Annotated in this window: 17 protein-coding genes; 11 read left to right on the plus strand and 6 right to left on the minus strand. The window is 70.4% G+C overall.

Going from position 1 to position 18,325, the window contains the following annotated elements; genetic code table 11:
• The first annotated feature begins 40 nt into the window (after positions 1 to 40).
• The 9 genes from ND450_RS45485 to ND450_RS45525 all read left to right on the plus strand — a co-directional run bounded on the left by ND450_RS45485 (position 41) and on the right by ND450_RS45525 (position 7,768).
• Positions 41 to 2,665 (plus strand): nitrate- and nitrite sensing domain-containing protein, encoded by a 2,625-nt coding sequence (locus ND450_RS45485; RefSeq protein WP_253324083.1) that lies wholly within the window; start codon positions 41 to 43, stop codon positions 2,663 to 2,665.
• Positions 2,662 to 3,081, plus strand: coding sequence for a roadblock/LC7 domain-containing protein (locus tag ND450_RS45490; RefSeq protein WP_089912836.1), 420 nt, complete (start codon positions 2,662 to 2,664; stop codon positions 3,079 to 3,081). The genes ND450_RS45485 and ND450_RS45490 overlap by 4 nt, the downstream gene beginning before the upstream one ends.
• Positions 3,082 to 3,084: 3 nt before the next feature.
• The gene (locus ND450_RS45495) at positions 3,085 to 3,630 is read left to right on the plus strand and encodes a DUF742 domain-containing protein (RefSeq protein WP_253324084.1); all 546 of its coding nucleotides are present in this window, start codon (positions 3,085 to 3,087) and stop codon (positions 3,628 to 3,630) included.
• 79 nt (positions 3,631 to 3,709) lie between these two features.
• Positions 3,710 to 4,228 carry an ATP-binding protein gene (locus ND450_RS45500; protein ID WP_253324085.1) on the plus strand — a complete coding sequence of 173 codons (519 nt, stop codon included), beginning with the start codon at positions 3,710 to 3,712 and terminating at the stop codon, positions 4,226 to 4,228.
• Between the two features lie 173 nt (positions 4,229 to 4,401).
• Positions 4,402 to 4,968, plus strand: coding sequence for a Uma2 family endonuclease (locus tag ND450_RS45505; protein ID WP_253324086.1), 567 nt, complete (start codon positions 4,402 to 4,404; stop codon positions 4,966 to 4,968).
• Between the two features lie 113 nt (positions 4,969 to 5,081).
• Positions 5,082 to 5,918 (plus strand): helix-turn-helix transcriptional regulator, encoded by an 837-nt coding sequence (locus ND450_RS45510; protein WP_253324087.1) that lies wholly within the window; start codon positions 5,082 to 5,084, stop codon positions 5,916 to 5,918.
• Complete coding sequence (locus tag ND450_RS45515) at positions 5,915 to 6,082, plus strand: DUF397 domain-containing protein (protein WP_253324088.1); 168 nt, start codon at positions 5,915 to 5,917, stop codon at positions 6,080 to 6,082. Before ND450_RS45510 ends, ND450_RS45515 begins: the two co-directional genes overlap by 4 nt.
• A 108-nt stretch (positions 6,083 to 6,190) precedes the next feature.
• Positions 6,191 to 6,655 (plus strand): GbsR/MarR family transcriptional regulator, encoded by a 465-nt coding sequence (locus tag ND450_RS45520; protein ID WP_089912827.1) that lies wholly within the window; start codon positions 6,191 to 6,193, stop codon positions 6,653 to 6,655.
• A 9-nt stretch (positions 6,656 to 6,664) separates the two neighbouring features.
• Positions 6,665 to 7,768: an ankyrin repeat domain-containing protein gene (locus ND450_RS45525; RefSeq protein ID WP_253324089.1), complete on the plus strand. Its 1,104-nt coding sequence runs from the start codon at positions 6,665 to 6,667 to the stop codon at positions 7,766 to 7,768.
• Here the strand turns inward: ND450_RS45525 and ND450_RS45530 are convergent.
• Genes ND450_RS45530 through ND450_RS45540 form a run of 3 tightly spaced genes read right to left on the minus strand, consistent with a single transcriptional unit; the run spans position 7,747 to position 10,344 of the window.
• Positions 7,747 to 8,664: a heme A synthase gene (locus tag ND450_RS45530; protein WP_253324090.1), complete on the minus strand. Its 918-nt coding sequence runs from the start codon at positions 8,662 to 8,664 to the stop codon at positions 7,747 to 7,749. The two genes, ND450_RS45525 and ND450_RS45530, sit on opposite strands and share 22 nt — an antisense overlap.
• 19 nt (positions 8,665 to 8,683) lie before the next feature.
• Positions 8,684 to 9,442, minus strand: coding sequence for an ABC transporter permease (locus ND450_RS45535; protein WP_371927606.1), 759 nt, complete (start codon positions 9,440 to 9,442; stop codon positions 8,684 to 8,686).
• Positions 9,439 to 10,344, minus strand: coding sequence for an ABC transporter ATP-binding protein (locus ND450_RS45540; RefSeq protein WP_245786053.1), 906 nt, complete (start codon positions 10,342 to 10,344; stop codon positions 9,439 to 9,441). The genes ND450_RS45535 and ND450_RS45540 overlap by 4 nt, the downstream gene beginning before the upstream one ends.
• Positions 10,345 to 10,545: 201 nt before the next feature.
• On the opposite strand from ND450_RS45540, the gene ND450_RS45545 reads away from it, so the two are divergent.
• On the plus strand, positions 10,546 to 11,121 hold the full coding sequence (locus tag ND450_RS45545) for a DUF998 domain-containing protein (protein WP_089912813.1): 576 nt from the start codon (positions 10,546 to 10,548) through the stop codon (positions 11,119 to 11,121).
• Positions 11,118 to 13,103: a glycosyltransferase gene (locus tag ND450_RS45550; RefSeq protein WP_253324092.1), complete on the plus strand. Its 1,986-nt coding sequence runs from the start codon at positions 11,118 to 11,120 to the stop codon at positions 13,101 to 13,103. Before ND450_RS45545 ends, ND450_RS45550 begins: the two co-directional genes overlap by 4 nt.
• A 101-nt stretch (positions 13,104 to 13,204) precedes the next feature.
• Here the strand turns inward: ND450_RS45550 and ND450_RS45555 are convergent, their stop codons facing one another.
• The 3 genes from ND450_RS45555 to ND450_RS45565 all read right to left on the minus strand — a co-directional run bounded on the left by ND450_RS45555 (position 13,205) and on the right by ND450_RS45565 (position 18,313).
• Entirely contained in the window at positions 13,205 to 14,047 is an 843-nt protein-coding gene (locus ND450_RS45555; RefSeq protein ID WP_253324093.1) for an oxidoreductase, read from the minus strand.
• 85 nt (positions 14,048 to 14,132) lie between these two features.
• On the minus strand, positions 14,133 to 14,669 hold the full coding sequence (locus ND450_RS45560; RefSeq protein WP_253324094.1) for a TetR/AcrR family transcriptional regulator: 537 nt from the start codon (positions 14,667 to 14,669) through the stop codon (positions 14,133 to 14,135).
• Positions 14,666 to 18,313: a patatin-like protein gene (locus ND450_RS45565; RefSeq protein ID WP_253324095.1), complete on the minus strand. Its 3,648-nt coding sequence runs from the start codon at positions 18,311 to 18,313 to the stop codon at positions 14,666 to 14,668. The genes ND450_RS45560 and ND450_RS45565 overlap by 4 nt, the downstream gene beginning before the upstream one ends.
• Positions 18,314 to 18,325 lie beyond the last annotated feature (12 nt).

The following is an 18,325-nucleotide window of genomic DNA, read 5'->3' on the forward strand; positions in this document are numbered from 1 at the left end:
CGATAGTGAGGCACTTCGAGCGCGCCTTGGGGATCATTTCGTGAATGTCGAGTGGAGAAAGATCAGCGACTGGCGCAACTGGCGCCTGCCCGTCAAGCTCGGCGTGGTGCTCGCCGTCCCGGTGGCCGTCGCGGTCGGCGCGGGCGCGATGCAGATCTCCGGTTACGTCGACCGGTCCGACAACTACGTGCAGATGCAGGGCCTGGTTCGTCTCAGGGCGGATCTCGCGCCCCTGATCTCGAGCGTCCAGCAGGAACGCACGCTCGCCGCGCAGAGCGCCACCAGCGGCTCCGGCGTCGGCGCGTACCAGAACCAGATCAGCGCCACCGACAACGCCGCCGCGACCGTGCGCCGCCGCGTCGACCGCACCGAGGGCGTCAGCGACGTCGCGCGCCAGCGGTTCCTCGAGCTCGGCGGCCAGCTGGAGACGCTCAAGAACCTGCGGGAGAAGGTCGTCCAGGGCGGTGACGGCGGCGATCCGTCCGGCGGCACCACCGGTTACACCGCGGTCGTGAAGTCGTTGCTGGACTTCGAACAGGCGCTCGTCGGCCAGTTCAACGACGACGCCATCTCCGGCACCGCGCAGGCCCTGCACCACATGGTCATCGCGCAGGAGCAGGTCTCACTGCAGCACGCGCTCGTCTTGGCGGGGATCGGCCGCGGCAAGCTGCTCGGCCCCGAGATCCGCGCGCTGGAGCAGTCCGACATCCGCCTGCAGGACCGCCTCAACGACTTCCAGGCCATCGGCACCACCGAGCAGCGCCGCGCCTACGACCAGACCGTCACCGGTGCCGGCGTGGCGCTGCGCACGGCGTTCGTGGAACGCGCGCTCACCCAGCCCGAGGGCACCCCGCCGCCGGCGACGCGCCCCGGCCAGCCCAAGCCGCCGCAGGAGTTCGGCATCGCCGTCGACGACTGGAACAAGTCGTCCGGCGCCACAGCGCGGCTGATGGAACAGGTCGGCCGCGGCCTGCAGGACGAGCTCGCGAACACCGCCGCCGCGCTGCAGGACGACACGTCCAACAAGGCGGGCGCCGCCGCGGTCGTGCTGCTCGCGATGCTGCTGATCGCCGGCACGCTCGGCTTCGTCATCGGCCGCTACCTGCTGCGCTCGCTGTCGGAGCTGCGGCGCTCCGCCCTCGACGTGGCGCACCACCACCTCCCCGAGGTCGTCGCCGCGATCCGCGCCGACCGCAAGCCGGACACCGAGATCGAACCGGTGCCGGTGCACTCCGTCGAGGAGTTCGGCCAGCTGGCCCGCGCGTTCGACGCCGTGCACGAGCAGGCCATCCGCTCCGCCGTCGAGCAGTCGTCGCTGCGGTCGGGCATGAAGAACATCTTCGTCAACCTGTCGCGCCGCTCGCAGGGCCTCGTCGAGCGCCAGCTCAAGCTCATGGAGGAGCTGGAGCGCCACGAGGAGAACCCCGAGCAGCTCGCGAACCTGTTCAAGCTCGACCACCTCGCGACGCGCATGCGCCGCAACAACGAGAACCTGATGGTGCTGTCCGGCACGGACATGGCGCGCCGGTTCAGCCAGCCCGTCCCGCTCGCGGACGTGCTGCGCGCCGCCGCGTCGGAGATCGAGCACTACCAGCGCGTCGTGGTGAAGTCGACGCCGTCGGTCGAGGTCGTCGGCTACGCGGCCAGCGACCTGGTGCGCCTGATCGCGGAGCTGCTGGACAACGCCACCGCGTTCTCCGCGCCCACCACGCAGGTCGTGATCGGCTCCCGGCTCGACCAGCAGGGCTCCGTCCTCGTCGAGGTCGCCGACCAGGGCATCGGCATGGGCCCGGCCGAGCTGACCGAGGCCAACGAGCGGCTCTCGTCCGGCACCGAGGACGACGTGCCCGTGTCGCGCCAGATGGGCCTGTTCGTCGTCGGCAGGCTCGCGGGCCGCCACGGCATCACCGTCCGGCTGCGCGGCGCGGGGGAGGGCCGGGAGGGCCTGCGCGCGTTCGTGCTCGTGCCGGCGGAGCTCGCCCGGTCGAACCAGGAGGCCCCGGCACCGTCGCAGCCGCGCCACGCCGCACTGCCCCAGCCGAAGCAGCCGATCGCCAAGCAGCCGCACGTCGTCGTGAAGACGCCGAACCTGGCGCCGCCGGCCGTGCCCGCCCCGGCCATCGAACAGCCGCGCGAGTCGGCCGAGTGGACGTCCTTCCGCGGCGCCGCCATCGACGAGTCGCTGCCGCAGCGCACCCCCCGTTCCGCCGCGGCCGAGCACAACGGTGTGCCGGCCGAATCGCCGAGTGAGACGACGTCCTCCTGGTTCGCCGGCAGCGGAGTCTCGGACGAATCGGTCAACGGCGACCGTTCGTCGGCAGGGCCCAACCTCGGACCCTCCCCAACGTCGTCACCGTCAGTAGTGGCATCCTGGTTCGGCAAGAAGCCCGGCGGAACCGTGTGGGAGCAGGCCGGAGACCCCGTGACGGACGCCGGTGAGACCGACGCCGGGCTGCCGAAACGGGCACCGCGCAAGAACCTGCTCCCCGATCTCGCGGAACGACCGGGGACCGTCGCGCGTCCCGCCACGGGCCCGAAGCGCGATCCGGAACGAGCACGGGGCTTTCTCGCGAGCTACCAGACGGGCCTGCGCCAGGCGCCGCTCGGTGGCGGCGGGAACGGAAAAGGCCAGGGGAACGGCCAGTACAACGGGGAGAAGGCATGAGCACGCCGCAGTCGCGTCCGGTCGACCAGTTCGGCTGGTTGATCACGAACTTCACCGATCGCGTGGCCGGTGTCGCCCATGCCATCGTGATCTCGGTCGACGGCCTGCTGCTCACCAAGTCGACAGGTCTGCCTCCCGAGCGCGCGGACCAGCTCTCCGCCATCGCCTCGGGCGTCGTGGCGCTCACGCTGAGTGCCTCACGATGCTTCGAAGGTGGCGGAGTGTTGCGCACCGTGATCGAGATGGACTACGGGATCATGCTCCTCATGTCCATTCGAGACGGGTCCTGTCTGGCGGTTCTCGCCGCCCCCGACAGCGACGTCGGTCAAGTGGCCTACGAGATGACCGTGGTCGTCGACCAGGTGGGCCAGATCCTCACCCCCGAACTGCGAGCGCAGCTGCACAGCGTGAGGTGATCCATGAGTTCGTCCTCTGACGCGCCCCGACGGCGGAGGCGGGCCGAAACGCCCGCCGAGCAGACGTTCGCCGACCTGATGAACGGGTTCTCCCTGGACTCGGGCCGCAAGCGCACGCGCACGCCGGACGAGGTGCCGGAGCGGGACACGACCCCCGTCGTGCCGCGGACCGAGGTGCCGGCGTTCGAGCCCGTCTTCCCGGAGCCGTCCGACGCCTCGATCGTTCGTGCATATGCCTGGACGGGCGGGCGCACTCGGTCGAACATCAACCTCGAGATCGAGACACTTGTCTCCGCCAATGATCAGAGTCGGCAGTCGACAGGTATCTTGCAGGCGGAGCACCAACGCGTCATCGAGCTGTGCCACACCCCGCGATCCGTCGCGGAAGTGGCGGCACTGATGCGACTCCCGCTGGGAGTCGTGAAGGTGTTGCTCGGCGACATGGCGGAACGAGGTCTGGTGGACGTGCACCAGACCGCTTCCGCGGGCGGTGACACGCCGGACCTCGGGTTGATGGAGAGAGTGCTTAGTGGACTACGTCGGCTCTAGATTTCCCGAATTCGGGCCCCCCGGGCCCCCCGGTCGGGAGCTGACCTCGGCCAAGGTTGTCGTCGCCGGTGGCTTCGGCGTGGGCAAGAGCACTTTCATCAGGTCCATCGTGGAGAGCGATCTCCTGACGATGAGCTCCCTCGCGCCGGAGCGCGCGGGCGGCGTGACGGAACTGGTCCGCATCCAGTTCGGACGCGTGTGGCTCGACCCGGGCCTCGCCCTGCACCTGTTCGTGGCGCCGCAGTGGCAGGACGCCCGCGCGGGCTGGACCGACGTGGTGCGCGGTGCCGTGGGCGCCGTCGTGCTGTTCGACATCATGCGCCCGGCGGACTCCGTGGACGCGATGCGGTACTTCGAGGACCACAACATCCCGTACGTGCTGGCGCTGAACAACGTGCACGCCTCCGTCCGGGGTGACGTGAAGGCCGTGATCCACGGCATGGGCATCTCGCCCGACGTGCCGGTGCTGCACTGCGACCCGCGGGTGAAGCTGTCCGTGCGGGAGGCGCTGATCTCGCTGACCGAGCACGCGAAGCTGGACCGGTGGCGCCGGAAGGCGGGGCCCGACGAGACGACCCCGCTCGCGCCCGTCTGCTGAATTGGACCTGGTCCAAGCGCTCACACCTTCTGGTTGTTCGGCCCCGAGTGACTGGCACTCGGGGCCGTTCGCTGTCTAGCGTCGCCCTCGGTGGCTGGGGCATCGGCCGCCACACGTGTCAGACTGGAACTGTGGGTCGACCGGTGTCAGAAGGCCAGGCTAGGGGTGATGAAGTGACCACTGCGCGGCGTCTGGACGGCTACACCCTGGACGACTGGGAGAGCCTTGATCCGCAAGAAGGCCGTCGCATCGAGCTGGTCGACGGACGGTTCGTCGTGAACGCCGCTCCGGCCATGAGGCATCAGCGGGTGGCGGACCGCCTCCAGACTCTTCTCGACGCCGCAGTGGCGCGGGAGGGGATGGAAGCGTTGACCGCGATCGGAGTCCGCGTCGGCAGGAACCTCGGTTACATCCCTGATGTCGTGGTGACGTCGGAATTTCTCGACACCGGTTCCGTTGATGTCCGCAATGTGGTGCTGGTCGTCGAGGTGGTCAGCCCATCGACGAAGAAGAACGACAGGCTTGAAAAGCCGGCAGCGTTCGCCGCAGCTGGTGTGGAGCGCTACTGGCGGGTGGAGACAGCCGACGTTGAGGGTCCGACCATCTACTGCTATCAGCTCGACGCTGGCGCCTACTCGCTGACCGCGACATTGGCAGCCGGTGTTGCCGGGACGGTGGCAGTCACGAGCACGGTGTCTGTGACGTTCGATCCTGCCGATCTCACCAGTAGCCGCCGCTGACAAGGCGTTCACGCCTGTCTGGTCGCTTGGACATTCTCCAAGCAGGCCTCTTTCAGGGCTTTTTGAGATGAAACGATAGAACTGGAAGGCATTCGGCTCCTACGTTTCTCGCCATGCCCAAAAGAGAGTCGAACGTCGTGGGCCGCGAGTTCGGCAACGGCCTCCGCGCCGCCATCGCCAAGACCGGCCTGACGCAACGCAAGCTCGCCGAAGAGCTCGACTGGGACGAGTCGAAGCTGTCCGACCTCGTCAACGGCAAAGGCGGCGTCACCGCGCACGAGGTCGAGGTGCTGCTGGCCTACTGCAGGTTGTCACTGGCCGAGCGGCGGCACCTGATGGCGTTGTTCCTGGAGGCGGGGGAGAAGGGGTTCATCCTCTTCCCCGAGGACGGCGTCCCGGACCAGCTCCGCACGCTGATCGAACACGAGAAGGAAGCCGACGAGATCATCGACTGGACGATGTCCGTCGTTCCAGGCGTGCTGCAGATCCCCGAGTACGCCTACGCCGTCACCGAGGCCGGGCCCCATGAGAAGGACGACATCCCGAAGGTTGTGGCCGCGAGGGTCGCACGAGCGGAGATCCTCAGGCCGGGCCGGACGTTCACGTTCTACGTGCACGAGCACGCGCTCCTGCTGCCCGTAGGTGGCGAGGAGGTCTGGCGTGAACAGCTGGCCCATCTGATGCGGATGTCGGTGCGGGCCTACATCAACATCCACGTCGTCCCGCGGTCGATCGGGATGCACGCGGGTGCGGCGGGTGACTTCCGGCTGATGAAGTTCCCCAAATTCCCGCCGCTGATCTTCCAGGACACCCTGAACTGCGGCTTGTTCTTCGACGACAAGGAGACCATCGCCCTCTACATGGATCGGATAAAGCGTCTCGCCGCTGTTGCTCTCGATCGGGAACAATCGAGGGCGGTGATCGACAACATCTTGGAGGGCCTCCAATGATCGACTGGCGCAAGAGCAGCTACAGCAGCACCGCGAACAACTGCGTCGAGGTGGGGCACGGGGTCGGCGTCCGGGACAGCAAGGCTCCCGCCACGCACCTGCCGGTGTCGGCGGAGTCCTGGGAGCTCTTCCTCGCCGGCGTGAAGCTCACCGGAAACGTCTGAACGCCAAGACGAACGCGCGGTGCCGTCCGGCGCCGTCCATATCGTTCGGCACGGCGTCGTTGACAAGATCGCTACGATGGCTTCAGTGTCGACCGAAAGGGATCGCTGATGAGCGTCGGGCGGGAGACCAGGCTGTCCGCCTGGATCGAGCGGTTCGCGGCCCACTTCGCCGAGGAGGGCATCCCGCTGATCGGTGGCCGCATCCTCGGCTACCTGCTGGTGTGCCAGCCGGTCGAGCGCACCGCCGCCGAACTCTCCCAGGAGCTCGAGGCGAGCAGCGGGTCGATCAGCACGAACCTCAAGTACCTGGTCAACGTCGGCCTGGTGACCAAGCGGACGCGGCGCGGGCGGCAGGCGGCCGAGTACCGGATCAACGAGAAGGCCTGGACGGAGTTCATCCAGCGCAAGCTCACCGCGATCGCCAGCGTGCAGGTCCTCACCGACGACGGCATGCGGTTGCTCAGCGGCGATCCCGAGCGCGCGCAGCGTCTCAAGACCGTCGACAGGCTCTACGGTTGGCTCTCGGAGGAACTGCCCGCTTTGTGGGAGCGCAGGCCCGCCTCACCGAAGTAGCGTGGTGCCATGTGGCACCCGTTTCGCGATGACATCGAGTACTACGAGGAGCGAGCCCGTGGTCTGCTCGCCTCCGCGTGGGACGGCGTGCCGGGTGCGCTGGAGGTCTTCGACGACGTCCCGCTGACGGACGAGGGCGCGCACATCGTGCTCGCGCAGGCCCACGGCTGTGAGGACTGGCGGGCGTTGAGGGCGAACATCCGCAAGCCGCGCCCGTTCGCCCGCGCCTACCAGGCCATCGAGATGCAGAACCCCGGTGAGCTCAAGGCGATCGTCACGCGCGACCCGTGGCTCGTGAAGGCCAGTGGCACCAACGGGAACGACCTGCTGGGGCTGTCGGCGGCCAAGTGCGACGAGCGGCTCGTCGAGGTGTTGCTCAGCGCGGGCGCGGACGTCGACCACCAGAACGTGCACGGCTGGACGGCGCTGCACCAGGCCGCGTACGCGGACCAGCCCCACCTGGCCGAACTGCTGCTGGCCAAAGGTGCGCGCACCGACCTGGAGGCCCGTGGCGAGGGTGGCACGCCGCTCACCGTGGCGTTGTTCTGGGGCAACGCGAAGACCGCGGAACTCCTGGCGCGGCACGGGGTCCAGCCGCCGAACCTGCGCACCGCGGCCGGCCTGGGGGACCTGGACCTCGCCGCCGAGCCGGAGGCGAAGCGCGGCTACTACCGGCCGCACAGCGGTTTTCCGCGCTGGTGGCCGACGAACGACCCGCAGGAGGTGCTCGACGAGGCGCTGTCGTGGGCCGCCCGCAACGACCGCACCGAGGTGTTCGGCGACCTGCTCAAGCGCGGCGCCAGGATCGACGCCGACGTCTACCGCGGCACGGCGCTCGCGTGGGCCGCCTGGTGCGGGCTCGAGAAGGCCACCCGCACGTTGCTCGACCTGGGTGCGAACCCCAACCAGCGCACGACGTTCGGTGGCCCGATGCACGGTGAGGGCGTGACGGCGCTGCACCTCGCGGCCGAACGCGGCCACCTGCCGGTCATCCGGGTCCTGCTGGACGCGGGCGCCGACCGGACCATCACCGACGTGAACTTCGAGGCCACGCCCGCGAACTGGGCGGGCCACAACGACCAGGGCGAGGCTCAGGCCTTGCTGAGCGCCTGATCGTCGTCGGAAGGCACCTCGACGACGTGCGTGCGTTCGCGCGAGGACGTCCACAGTGCCGCCGTGGCGACGACGACGGCCCCGGCGCCGAGCACGTGGATCGAGACGAGGACCTCGGGCACACCGGTCCAGTACTGGACCATGCCGAGCGCGCCCTGGGCGAGCACGACGGCGACCAGCGTCCAGTAGGTGCGGGTGCGGGTGAAGAACCCGATCGCGATCAGCAGGCCGAGGAACAGGAACAGCAGGTCCGCGTGGATCTGCGCGAGGGTGGCCACCTCGACGTCCAGGCGCGGCGTCGACGCGTCACCGGCGTGCGGCCCGGCAGCCGTCACCCACGTGCCCGCGAGCAGCAGGGCGCCCAGCACGACGGCCATGACGACCTGGAGCCTCATCAACGGCGCCGGCACCCTGAGCCGGGCGGGACCGTCGCCCTCGGACAGCGAGCTCACCAGCAGCACGGCCATCCACACGAGACCCATCGAGATCAGGAAGTGGATCGACACGGTGTACCAGGCGAGGCCCGTCAGCACCGTGATGCCGCCGACGACCGCCTGCACGGCCACGCCGACGAGCTGCACGAGCGAGAGCACCAGCACCCGGCGGCGGCGCGGCAGGTGGAACCACGCCGCGAGCACGCACAGGGCCGCGATGATGCCGACGACACCGGTCAGCGTGCGGTTGCCGAACTCGACCCACTGGTGCAGGGTCGCGACCTCGGGGTGTTCGACGGGGGTGACGCTGCCCTCGAAGCACTGCGGCCACGTCGGGCAGCCGAGACCGGAGCCGGTCACGCGGACGATCGACCCGGTGACCGCGATTCCGGCCTGCGCGATGACGACGGCAATCGCGAACGCACGCTGCCAGGACACGAGGAAGGCGGTCAGCTTCGACACGCCTTGATGGTAGGCGCCGTTATGTCAGCTTCGTCGTCCGGGTCGCCAAGGCGCCCGCCACAACACCCCAGGCCACGAGCACTGCGACGGGGCCCACACCGGGTGCCGTGCCGTGCACCACAGACGTTTCGAGCGCCTGGGCCAAAGCAGCCGACGGCAACAGGTGCACGAACCCGACGGGCACCGACAAAGCCACCCCGCCGACCATCAGCAGCACGAACCAGATGATGTTCGCCAGCGCCAGCACGATCTCGGCTCGCAGCGCCCCGCCCAGCAGCACGCCGAGAGCACCGAACGTCAGCGTGCCCAGGACGATCAGCAGCACGACCCACGGCAGCCCTGAAAGCGGGAAGCGCCAGCCCAGGACCAACGCCGTGACGGCGAGCAACAAGATCTGCAAAGCGACCACGACCAGCGCGCCGCACACCCGTCCGGCCACGAGCAGCCAGCGGGGCAGCGCCGAGGCGGAGAGCCGCTTCAGCACGCCGTAACGCCGGTCGAAGCCCAGCGCGATGGCCTGCCCGGTGAACGCCGACGAGATGATCGCCAGCGCGAAGATCCGGGCCGTCGCCGACCCCACGCGGGGCTCGGGCATCGGGATCACCGACATGACCGACAGGGCCACCAGCAACGCCAGCGGGATGATCACGGTGAGCAGGATCTGCTCGCCGTTGCGCAACGTCAGCATCGCCTCGGTGCGCGCGTGCACGAAGAGCATGCGCGGCAGCGAACCGCGGCCGGGCGCGGGCTTGAACGTGCCGGGAGCGAAGGTGGTCACGAGCGCAGCTCCCTGCCGGTCAGCTCCAGGAAAACGTCTTCGAGGCTGCGCTTGGCCACCGTCAGCTCCTCGGCCAGCACACCCTGCTGCGCGCACCACGACGTGACGGTCGACACGACCTGCGGGTCGATCAGCCCCTCCACGACGTACGCGCCCTTCGTCGCCTCGCGCACCTTCAGCCCCTCGGGCAGTGCGGCGGACAGCAACGACAGGTCGAGACCCGGCCGGGCGCGGAACCGCAACTGCTGGTCGTCGGCCCGGTGCGCGGTCAGTTCGGCGGGGGAGCCCTGCGCGACCACGCGGCCCTCGTCGATGATCACGACGTCGTCGGCCAGCGCCTCGGCCTCGTCCATGAGGTGCGTCGTCAGCAGCACGGCCACGCCGTCGTCCTTCAACGCGGCGACGAGGTCCCACACCAGTCGGCGCGCCTGCGGATCCATGCCCGCGGTCGGTTCGTCGAGGAACACGAGCTCGGGCCGGCCGATCAGCGCGCACGCGAGCGAAAGCCGTTGCTGCTGGCCGCCGGAGAGCCTCTTGTACGGGGTGCGCGCGGCACCGCCGAGCCCGAGGACCTCGATCAGCCACTTCGGATCGAGCGGGTTGGCGGCGCACGCCGCCACGAGGTTCAGCATCTCCTCGGCGCGGATGCCGGGATAACCGCCACCGCCCTGCGGCATCACACCGATGCGGGGGCGCAGGGCCTCGCAGCCGGGCGCCATGCCGAGCACGCGCACCGAGCCGTCGTCGGCCTGCCGGAAGCCCTCGCAGATCTCGACCGTCGTCGTCTTGCCCGCGCCGTTGGGCCCGAGCAGGGCTAGCACGGTGCCGGGCTGCTGGACGAGGTCGAGGCCGTCGACGGCGGTCTTCGAGCCGTACCTCTTGACCAGCCCCGACACTTCCACCGCAGGCTGGGGATTCGGGCTCACAGGCACGAAGCCTAGGCGGTCGGGGCGGTCCGCACGCAGTTGGGTCATTCGGCCCATTCCTGAAGTGGAGCTGAAAAAGGTGGGGCTGGCCCTACCCCGGTGACTCAGGGACACCTCAGGGTCCCCTCGGGGGAGTTCCCCATTGGTTGATCACCTCGTTCACAAGAGACTTTTCCCGTGGTCGAAGCGGGGGCGAAAAGACGAGGTCTGGTGGTCGGGGGACTGGTGTTCTCACTGGTCCCGATTCTTTACCTGCATGTCGTGTCGGCAGGTCAGCTGAGCCCGGTCTCGGACGTCATCAGCGACTACGTGTTCGTCGACAACGGCACGGGCTGGCTGGCGGCGACGTCTCTTAGCCTCGCGGCCGTCTCGGCGTTGCTCGCCGTCAACCTGCGGGGTGTAGGCAGGTCAGCGCAGTGGCTGATCGGCATCTGGTCGGCAGGGCTGACCGTGGCCACGATCTTCCCGACCGACCCGACGGGAGCGCCGACCACGATGTCGGGCTACATCCACCGGTACGCCGGCGCGGTGATGTTCGTGGCGCTTCCGGCCGCGGGAGTGCTCATCGCCCGTCAATTTCCGGCCCTGCTCGGTATCGCAACAACGGCGACGATCTCGTCCGCCGCGTTTCTCGTCAGCCACGTTTCCTTCGGCGGTTTCGAGGCGCGCGGACTTACGGAACGCGTTTTGTTCGCATCTCTTTACGTACTCCTTTTCGCCATCGCGGCACTACAGGTGAGGCGCACGTCATGACACTGCTCGCCATCACGCTCGCCGTGCTCGGAGCCGTGTGCTTCGCCCTCGCGGCCCGCCTGCAGCACGACGCGATCGCCTCGAACGGCGCGCGGGCCAGCGTCCTGCGGCAACCCCGCTGGCTGGGCGGCCTCGCGCTGCTGGTCGCCGGCGCCGGCGTGCACGCGGCCGCTCTCGGCATGGCACCGCTGACCGTCGTGCAGCCGATCGGCGTGCTCGCGATCGGCATGACCGCGTTGATGGACCGCCGCTTCCGCGAGTTGCCGGCGATCCTGCTCACGACCGTGGGCGTCGGTGCGTTCGTGTTCTTCGCCTCGGGCAGTGCGACCGCCACGAAGGTCGTGCCCGACGTCGAACTCACGGCCGGACTCGTCACTCTCGGTCTGATCGCGGTGCCGGGCGTCATCGCGGCCCTTACGTCCAACGCACGCATCCGCGCTGTGGCGTTCGCATCAGCCGGTGGCGTCGCATACGGCTACGTGTCCGTGCTCATGCGCGCCGTCTCCCAGTCCGTGCAGCAAGGCGGTTTCGGGCTCTCGCACCTCGCGTCCGTGCTCGGCATCGCCCTCTCGCTCGCCGTCGGCGGCTGGCTCGTCCAGCACGCCTACGCGGGCGGCCCTCCTCATCTCGCCGTCGCCTGCCTGACCGTGGTGGACCCGCTGGTCGCCGTGGGCCTCGGCATCTTCCTGCTCGGCGAAGCGGCCCACCTGTCCCTCGTGACCGGTGTCCTGCTGTTCGCCTGCGCCCTCGCCGCGGTGTGCGGCGTGTTCGCACTCGCTCGCCAACCTCGTGAACACATCCGAACGGAGCTTCCCGTGAACACCTCCAGCGCCCTGCGCGTCGTCATCGCCGCCGACACGTTCCCGCCGGACGTCAACGGTGCCGCGCGCTTCGCGCAGCGCCTGGCGGTCGGTCTCGCCTCGCGAGGCCACGACGTCCACGTCATCGCCCCGGACTCGCCCCGCGCCACGGAGATCCCAGGGGTGACAGTCCACCGGCTCCGGTCGCACCGGCTGCCGTTCTACCCGGACTTCCGCTTCTGCCTCCCGTGGCAGGCCTCGAAGGAGGCCGCCGAGCTGGTCAAGGCCCTGAAGCCGGACGTCGTGCACGTGCAGGCGCACTTCGTGGTGGGCCGGTTCGTCCTGAACGCGGCGGTGGCCGAGGGCATCCCCACGCTCGCCACGAACCACTTCATGCCGGAGAACCTCTTCAGCCACGCGCACGTCCCGTCGTTCCTGCAGGGCCTCGCGCGCAAGTGGGCCTACCGCGACCTCGCCCGCGTCTTCGGTCGCGCCGACGTCGTGACCGCCCCGACGCCGCGTGCCGTGCAGCTGTTGCACGACAGCGGTTTCCCGCAGACCGCCGTGCCGGTCTCGTGCGGCATCGACATCGCGCGGTACCAGCGTTCGGTGACGCACAACGACCGCCCGACGGCGTTGTTCGTCGGCCGCCTCGACGAGGAGAAGCGCGTCGACGAGTTCCTGCGCGCCCTCGCCCGAGTGCCCGGCGCGTTCGGCGAGATCGTCGGCGACGGCACCTGCAAGGCGGAGTGGGAGCTGCTGGCCCGCGACCTCGACATCACCGACCGCGTGCGCTTCCACGGCTTCGTGTCCGAGGACGACCTGCTCGACGCCTACGCCCGCTGCGACCTGTTCGTCATGCCCGGCGTCGCCGAACTGCAGAGCCTCGCCACCATGGAGGCCATGGCCGCGGGCAAGCCGGTCATCGCCGCCAACGCCATGGCGCTGCCGCACCTGGTGAAGCCGGGCCGCAACGGCTGGCTGTTCGAGCCGGGCGACGTGAACCAGCTGGCGCAGCGCCTGCACACGCTGGTGCACGACGAGCCGATGCGGGCCCGGATGGGGGCGGCCAGCAGCGAGATCATCTCGCACCACGCGCTGGGGACGACGCTGGAGCGGTTCGAGGCGCTGTACTCGCGGGCGATGGGCAAGCCGGTGCCGGTCATCGCGCTGGCGGCCTGAGGGGGAGTTCGACGGTTCGGGGGAGCCGCGGGGTGAAGTACCGGTCCGGTCGCGACGTGCGGCCGGGCCGGTGCCGTGAGCGGACGTTCCGGGGACCGCTCTCAGCTCTCGTCGGCAGGGAAGTCCGCCGACGCGCTCACCGCGGCCCACTTCCGCGTCTCCGCCGTCCGCCGGGCCTCCGCCGCCAGCACCGTCTCCACCGCCGCGGCACCCAGCACCAGCCTGCGCGGCGGCTCGTCGGACCCCACCACGTCGAGGACCACTCGCGCCGCGCGCACCGGGTCGCCCGGCTGCCTGCCGTCCGTCTCGTCGCGGAACCGGTTGATCGCGCCGACGGTCTCCTCGTAGTCCGCGCCGACCTCGTGCCGGACCATCGACGACCCCTGCCAGTCGGTGCGGAAGGCTCCCGGTTCGACGATCACGACCCGCACGCCGAACGGCGCCACCTCGTTCGCCAGCACCTCGGAGAAGCCCTCCACCGCGAACTTGGCCGTCTGGTAGGCGCCCATGCCCGGTGTGCCTCCCGCGCGCCCGCCGACCGACGAGAACTGCACGAAGGTGCCGGAACGCTGCCTGCGCAACACCGGCAGCGCCGCTCGGGTCACGTTCACGACGCCGAACAGGTTCGCCTCCACCTGGGCGCGGAAGTCGGCCTCGGACATCTCCTCGATGGGCGCGCTGTCGGCGTAGCCCGCGTTGTTCACCACCACGTCGAGCGAGCCGAACGCCTCGACGGTCTCCTCGACCGCGCGGCGGGCGGCCTCGGGATCCGTGACGTCCAGCGCCACCGCGCGCACCCGGTCCGGGTACCGCAGCACCAGGTCCTGGAGCTGCCGCGGGTTCCTGGCGCTGGCGACGACCCGGTCGCCCGCTTCGGCCGCCGCCTCGGCGATCCTGCGCCCGAACCCCCGGGACGCCCCGGTGACGAGCCACGTCTTCGACATGATCCAGCTCCTTAAGTGTCACAACTTGTGACACTTAAGACGTCCGGTGCGGCGGAAAAATGCCCGCCGGCGAGCATGGCCCTCGTCACACGGCGCCGACACCGTGCAGGAACGTCCTGACCACCAGCGCGGCGGCCTCGGCAGGCTCCAGCGCGGGCATCTCCTGCGCGACCGTGTGCAGCTGCGTTTGCAACGTCCGCAAGGACCACCCGGTGGGCAGCCCGGGAGCCAGCACGCCCTCCCGTTCGGCACGGCGCAGGAAGTCGTCCATTCGCGCGTCCAGTTCCTCGCGCCGCGACCGGATCGCCGGATCGGTCGCCGCGCGGACGTCGACGGGCCAGTCGCGACTCAGCCGGATGCCGCGCTCGCAGAACGCCGGCAGCGCCTCGCGGACCGGCCGGTCGACGAGCGTCTCGTCGATCAACGCCTCCAGCTCGTCGAGCCGTGCGCGGTAGACCGCCAGCAGCAGGTCCTCGCGCGAGTCGAACCGGCGGTAGACGGTCCGCTTGTCCACGCCCGCCGCGGCGGCGACGTCGGTGATCCGTGCGAGGGGGTCCGTGGAGAACACACGGGCTGCCGCGCGCAGCACGGCCTGGATGTTGCGGGTCGCGTCGGCCCTCACGACAGCTTCGCCTCGATCCTCCGAGCCACCGCCAGCCCTGCCGGCGACAGCGTCAACTCCTCCGGGTGCTCCCCCTCACCCTCCACCAGGAACCGGTACAGCGAAGCGTGCCCCTCCAGCCGTTCCCTCAACACGGCCGCCACATCGCACCCCGGCGGATAAACAGCCGGGATCGCCTCGTCCACCAACTGGTCGCGCAGCCGGCGGCGTTCCCGCCGCGGCACGTACCAGGGCGTGATCAGCAGCAACGTCAGGCCGAACGCCAGCGCCGTGCCGATCACCGCCTGCCAGCCCCACCCGCGCGGCCCGACGACCAGCAGCACGTCGGCGACGACGAGGTAGCCGATGCCGTAGATGACGGCCCAGCCCGCGGTGGCCGCGGCGGGAGGCTCGGCGCGTTCCGTGCCCCACACGCCCTCGACCCGGCGCCACCGCTGGAGCGACCTGCCACCGGTCAGCGCCATCCACATCCCGAACGCTCCACACAGGACGGACGCCGGGATCACCAGCCACGGCTCGGTGTGCAACCCGAACCGCCACACCGACCACGCCACCGCCGCCACCACCAGCACCACGGCGGCCTGCTTCCAGCGGCGCCGCACGATCTCGAGCGGCCGGAAGTCGGCCAGCACCGCCAGCGGTGTGCGGATCGGCGACGGCAGGGAACCCAGCACCAGCAACGCCGCCACCACGAACGCGACACCGGCCACGGTGATCGTGCCGGTCGTGATCTCCGCGCGGTCACCGGGCAGCCGGTCGACGGCTATGGCCCCCAACGGGATCACAGGCGACAGCAACACCAGGCCGTGCAGCATCGTGCCGCTTCGCAAAGCCGCGTAACCGAAAGCGCCGAGCAGACCGGCCGCGCCCAACGCCGCGCCGGGACCCGCGGCCCACGCCGGCAGCATCCCGAACATCGCCATCACGACCAGCGCGCCGCCGACCGCGAGTCCCAGCAGTCCCAGGAACTGCGCGAGCCGGCCGCCGCGCGTCAGGCCGGTGATCGTCCAGTAGGGGAGCAGGGCCGCGCCGCGCACCACCCGCGTGACGGGGCGGACGGCGGCGAGCCCGGAGCGTTCGGAGTCGGCCACCGTCACGGCGACGGCCGCGGCGGTGGCGGCCGTGCGGATCATCTGGTCCGACGCGGCCTCCTGGGTCAGCGGCTCGCGGCCGATGCCCGCGCGGTCGAAGGCGTTCAGCGCGCTCATGCCCAGCGTGACCGTGTGCTCGGCCGGGTTCTCCAGGCGCCGCAACAGGTCCGCGTGCTCCTCCAGGAACAGCTCACCCCGCGAGCGCTTGTCCGCGCCGTCACCGCGGTCGGCGATGATCGCGGCCCGCAGCCGCGGCAGCTCCTCGCAGATGATCCGCCAGTGCAGGCCCCACGCGGCCAGTTCGGCGAGCTTCATCGACGACGGCGACAGCTCGTTCTCGGTCTCGTAGATGCCGGCGAGCTCGACGCGGGCCTCCTCGGCGCACGCGGCGACCTGCACCGGCAGCTCCAGCCCGAACATGGACCGCACCACCTCGTCGACCACGGCCTTCGCGCGGGCATCGGCCGTGCGCGTGTCACCGGCCGGGCGTCCCAGCAGGTCCATGCGCCGCAGCCGGCGCGGGTCGAACAGCACGCGGCACAACATGGTGGCGCCGTCGAGACGGCCCCAGATCCAGTCGTTGACCCGCCACGACCGCTTCAGGAAACCGGAGAAGCGCGACAGCGACGCCCCGCCCGCCTTGTCGTCGGCGGTGATCGACTGCCGCGCGAACGCGTTGCGCGTCTGCAGCGACACCTGCACCAGCTCGACCGGCGTGTCCATCCCGGTCGAGGCGTCGTCGGACAGGCACGTCCCGGCGATCTCCAGCGCCAGCATCCGCGACAGCCACCGCTCGCCGTCGTCGAGACCGGCCTCGGACGCGACCGCCGGCGCGCCGAGCAGGGCGTGCCAGCAGACGAGCCCGCCGAGCTTCATCCGGTGCTCGTCCAGCCCGCCGATCACCCGCTGCGCCTCGCCGACGATCCGGCCGATCTCGCCGACCTGCGCCCGGACCTCCAGGCCGACGTGCCCGTCGACCATGTGCTCGTGGTAGCTCGCGAGCCTGCCGGTCCAGTAGGTCTCGCCGAGCGAGTCGGACGGCTTCCAGTCGAACAGCTCCTCCCGCAGCCTGCGCAGTTCCGCGCGCACCTGGTGCAGTTCCCGGCGCGCCCGCGTGATCTGCTCGGCGTGCTCCTCCGGCACCACCCACACCAGCCGCTTGAGCAGGTCGAGCGCCGACGCCCCGAGGCGTTCGGCCATCGTGATGCCCCACTCCCAGCCCACGTCCTCGCGGCACACGGCGCCCGGCAGCCGCACGCCCGGCACGTACGGCAGGACGCCGTGCAGCGCCTTCCACTTGCGCTGCGCGGTCTCCGCGGCCCGGCGCGCCCGTTCGAACGACCAGTTCGCCGGGTTCCCCTTGGGCAGCGCGAACTGCTGCGCCGTCACCTGACGGGCGGCGAGCCGGATCTCGACGTCCTCGTAGTGGCCGAAGAGCTTGTCCGCCAACGAGTACACCTCACCGACGACGTCGTCACCGGCGGTGTGCAGCCGCTCCAGCAACGCCATCCGGCCACCCCGGCTGCTCGCGGCCCGGCGGTTGTGCTCCTCGATCTTCTCGACGTAGGTCCTGCCGGCCTGGCTGGACATCGCGCCCAGCAGCTTGCCGCCGGACCCCACGGTCGTGAGCCCCTTGCCGGGCATGTCCGCCACCGGCTCGGTGCCCAGCGGCTCGGCGTGCGGGAAGACCAGCAGCATCACGCGGCGCACCGGTCCGTCCGCGGGCATCCGGTCGATGGCCTCCAGCGCCTCCTTCGTCGGCGTGTTGACGAGGACACCGCCGTCGACCGCGAACCGGCTGCGGTCGCCGGCGCCCGCCCAGCTGGCGACGTCCGCCATGTCCGGGCGGTCCGGCGTCGCCTGGCCACCGACGGGGATGAAGCTCGGCTCGAACGCGAACGGGAAGCTGGCGCTCGACCGCGCCGCCAGCGCGAGCTGCAGCACCCGGTCGTTCAGCACGTCGGGCGTGAAGTCGTCACGCGTGTGCTCGGAGACCCACTTGTAGGGGTCGCGGCGGAACGAGAACGACCCCTGGTGCACCGACTGCGACAGCGGCTGGCCCAGGTCGTCGTAGGTGGTCGTGGGGACGCCACCGAGCAGCGTGGTGGTGATCCGCAGGTCGATCGGGCGCTCGTTCGGCTCGGTCGGCGCGAAGTCGGTGGTGAGCCGGGCCAGCGCCTCCTGCAGGCGGGGCAGGAAGAACTCGTCGCCCTTCAGCAACGACGCCGGCGAGCCGCGGAACGGGGTCCGCAGCAGCTGTTCCATCCGCCCCTGCTCGGCCCACAGGTCCCGCAGGCGGCTCAGGTCGGCGTTCCTGTTGACCTGCGACAACGCCAGCGCGGCTCCGTTGATGCCCCCGGCCGACGTGCCCGCGATGACGTCCGCCCGCGCCGTGCAGCCGACGAGGTCGAGCAGCGGCTGGTACACCGATCCGGGCCTGGTCAGCCGGTCGAGCTCCAGCACGACGCCGCCCATCCAGACGGCGAGGCTCACGCCCCCGTTGAGCACGACGGCGAACCGGACCTCTTCGCGCGACATGGGTTGCTCGGACATGCCACGTCACCC

It is taken from the genome of Lentzea sp. HUAS12, assembly GCF_024125735.1.
In the GTDB taxonomy this organism is placed as follows: domain Bacteria; phylum Actinomycetota; class Actinomycetes; order Mycobacteriales; family Pseudonocardiaceae; genus Lentzea; species Lentzea albida.

Coding starts and splice junctions, on each gene's coding strand:
- ND450_RS45490 (WP_089912836.1), top strand. CDS start 2,662: ATGAGCACGCCGCAGTCGCGTCCGGTCGACCAGTTCGGCTGGTTGATC.
- ND450_RS45495 (WP_253324084.1), top strand. CDS start 3,085: ATGAGTTCGTCCTCTGACGCGCCCCGACGGCGGAGGCGGGCCGAAACG.
- ND450_RS45510 (WP_253324087.1), top strand. CDS start 5,082: ATGCCCAAAAGAGAGTCGAACGTCGTGGGCCGCGAGTTCGGCAACGGC.
- ND450_RS45515 (WP_253324088.1), top strand. CDS start 5,915: ATGATCGACTGGCGCAAGAGCAGCTACAGCAGCACCGCGAACAACTGC.
- ND450_RS45520 (WP_089912827.1), top strand. CDS start 6,191: ATGAGCGTCGGGCGGGAGACCAGGCTGTCCGCCTGGATCGAGCGGTTC.
- ND450_RS45525 (WP_253324089.1), top strand. CDS start 6,665: ATGTGGCACCCGTTTCGCGATGACATCGAGTACTACGAGGAGCGAGCC.
- ND450_RS45550 (WP_253324092.1), top strand. CDS start 11,118: ATGACACTGCTCGCCATCACGCTCGCCGTGCTCGGAGCCGTGTGCTTC.
- ND450_RS45555 (WP_253324093.1), bottom strand. CDS start 14,047: ATGTCGAAGACGTGGCTCGTCACCGGGGCGTCCCGGGGGTTCGGGCGC.
- ND450_RS45565 (WP_253324095.1), bottom strand. CDS start 18,313: ATGTCCGAGCAACCCATGTCGCGCGAAGAGGTCCGGTTCGCCGTCGTG.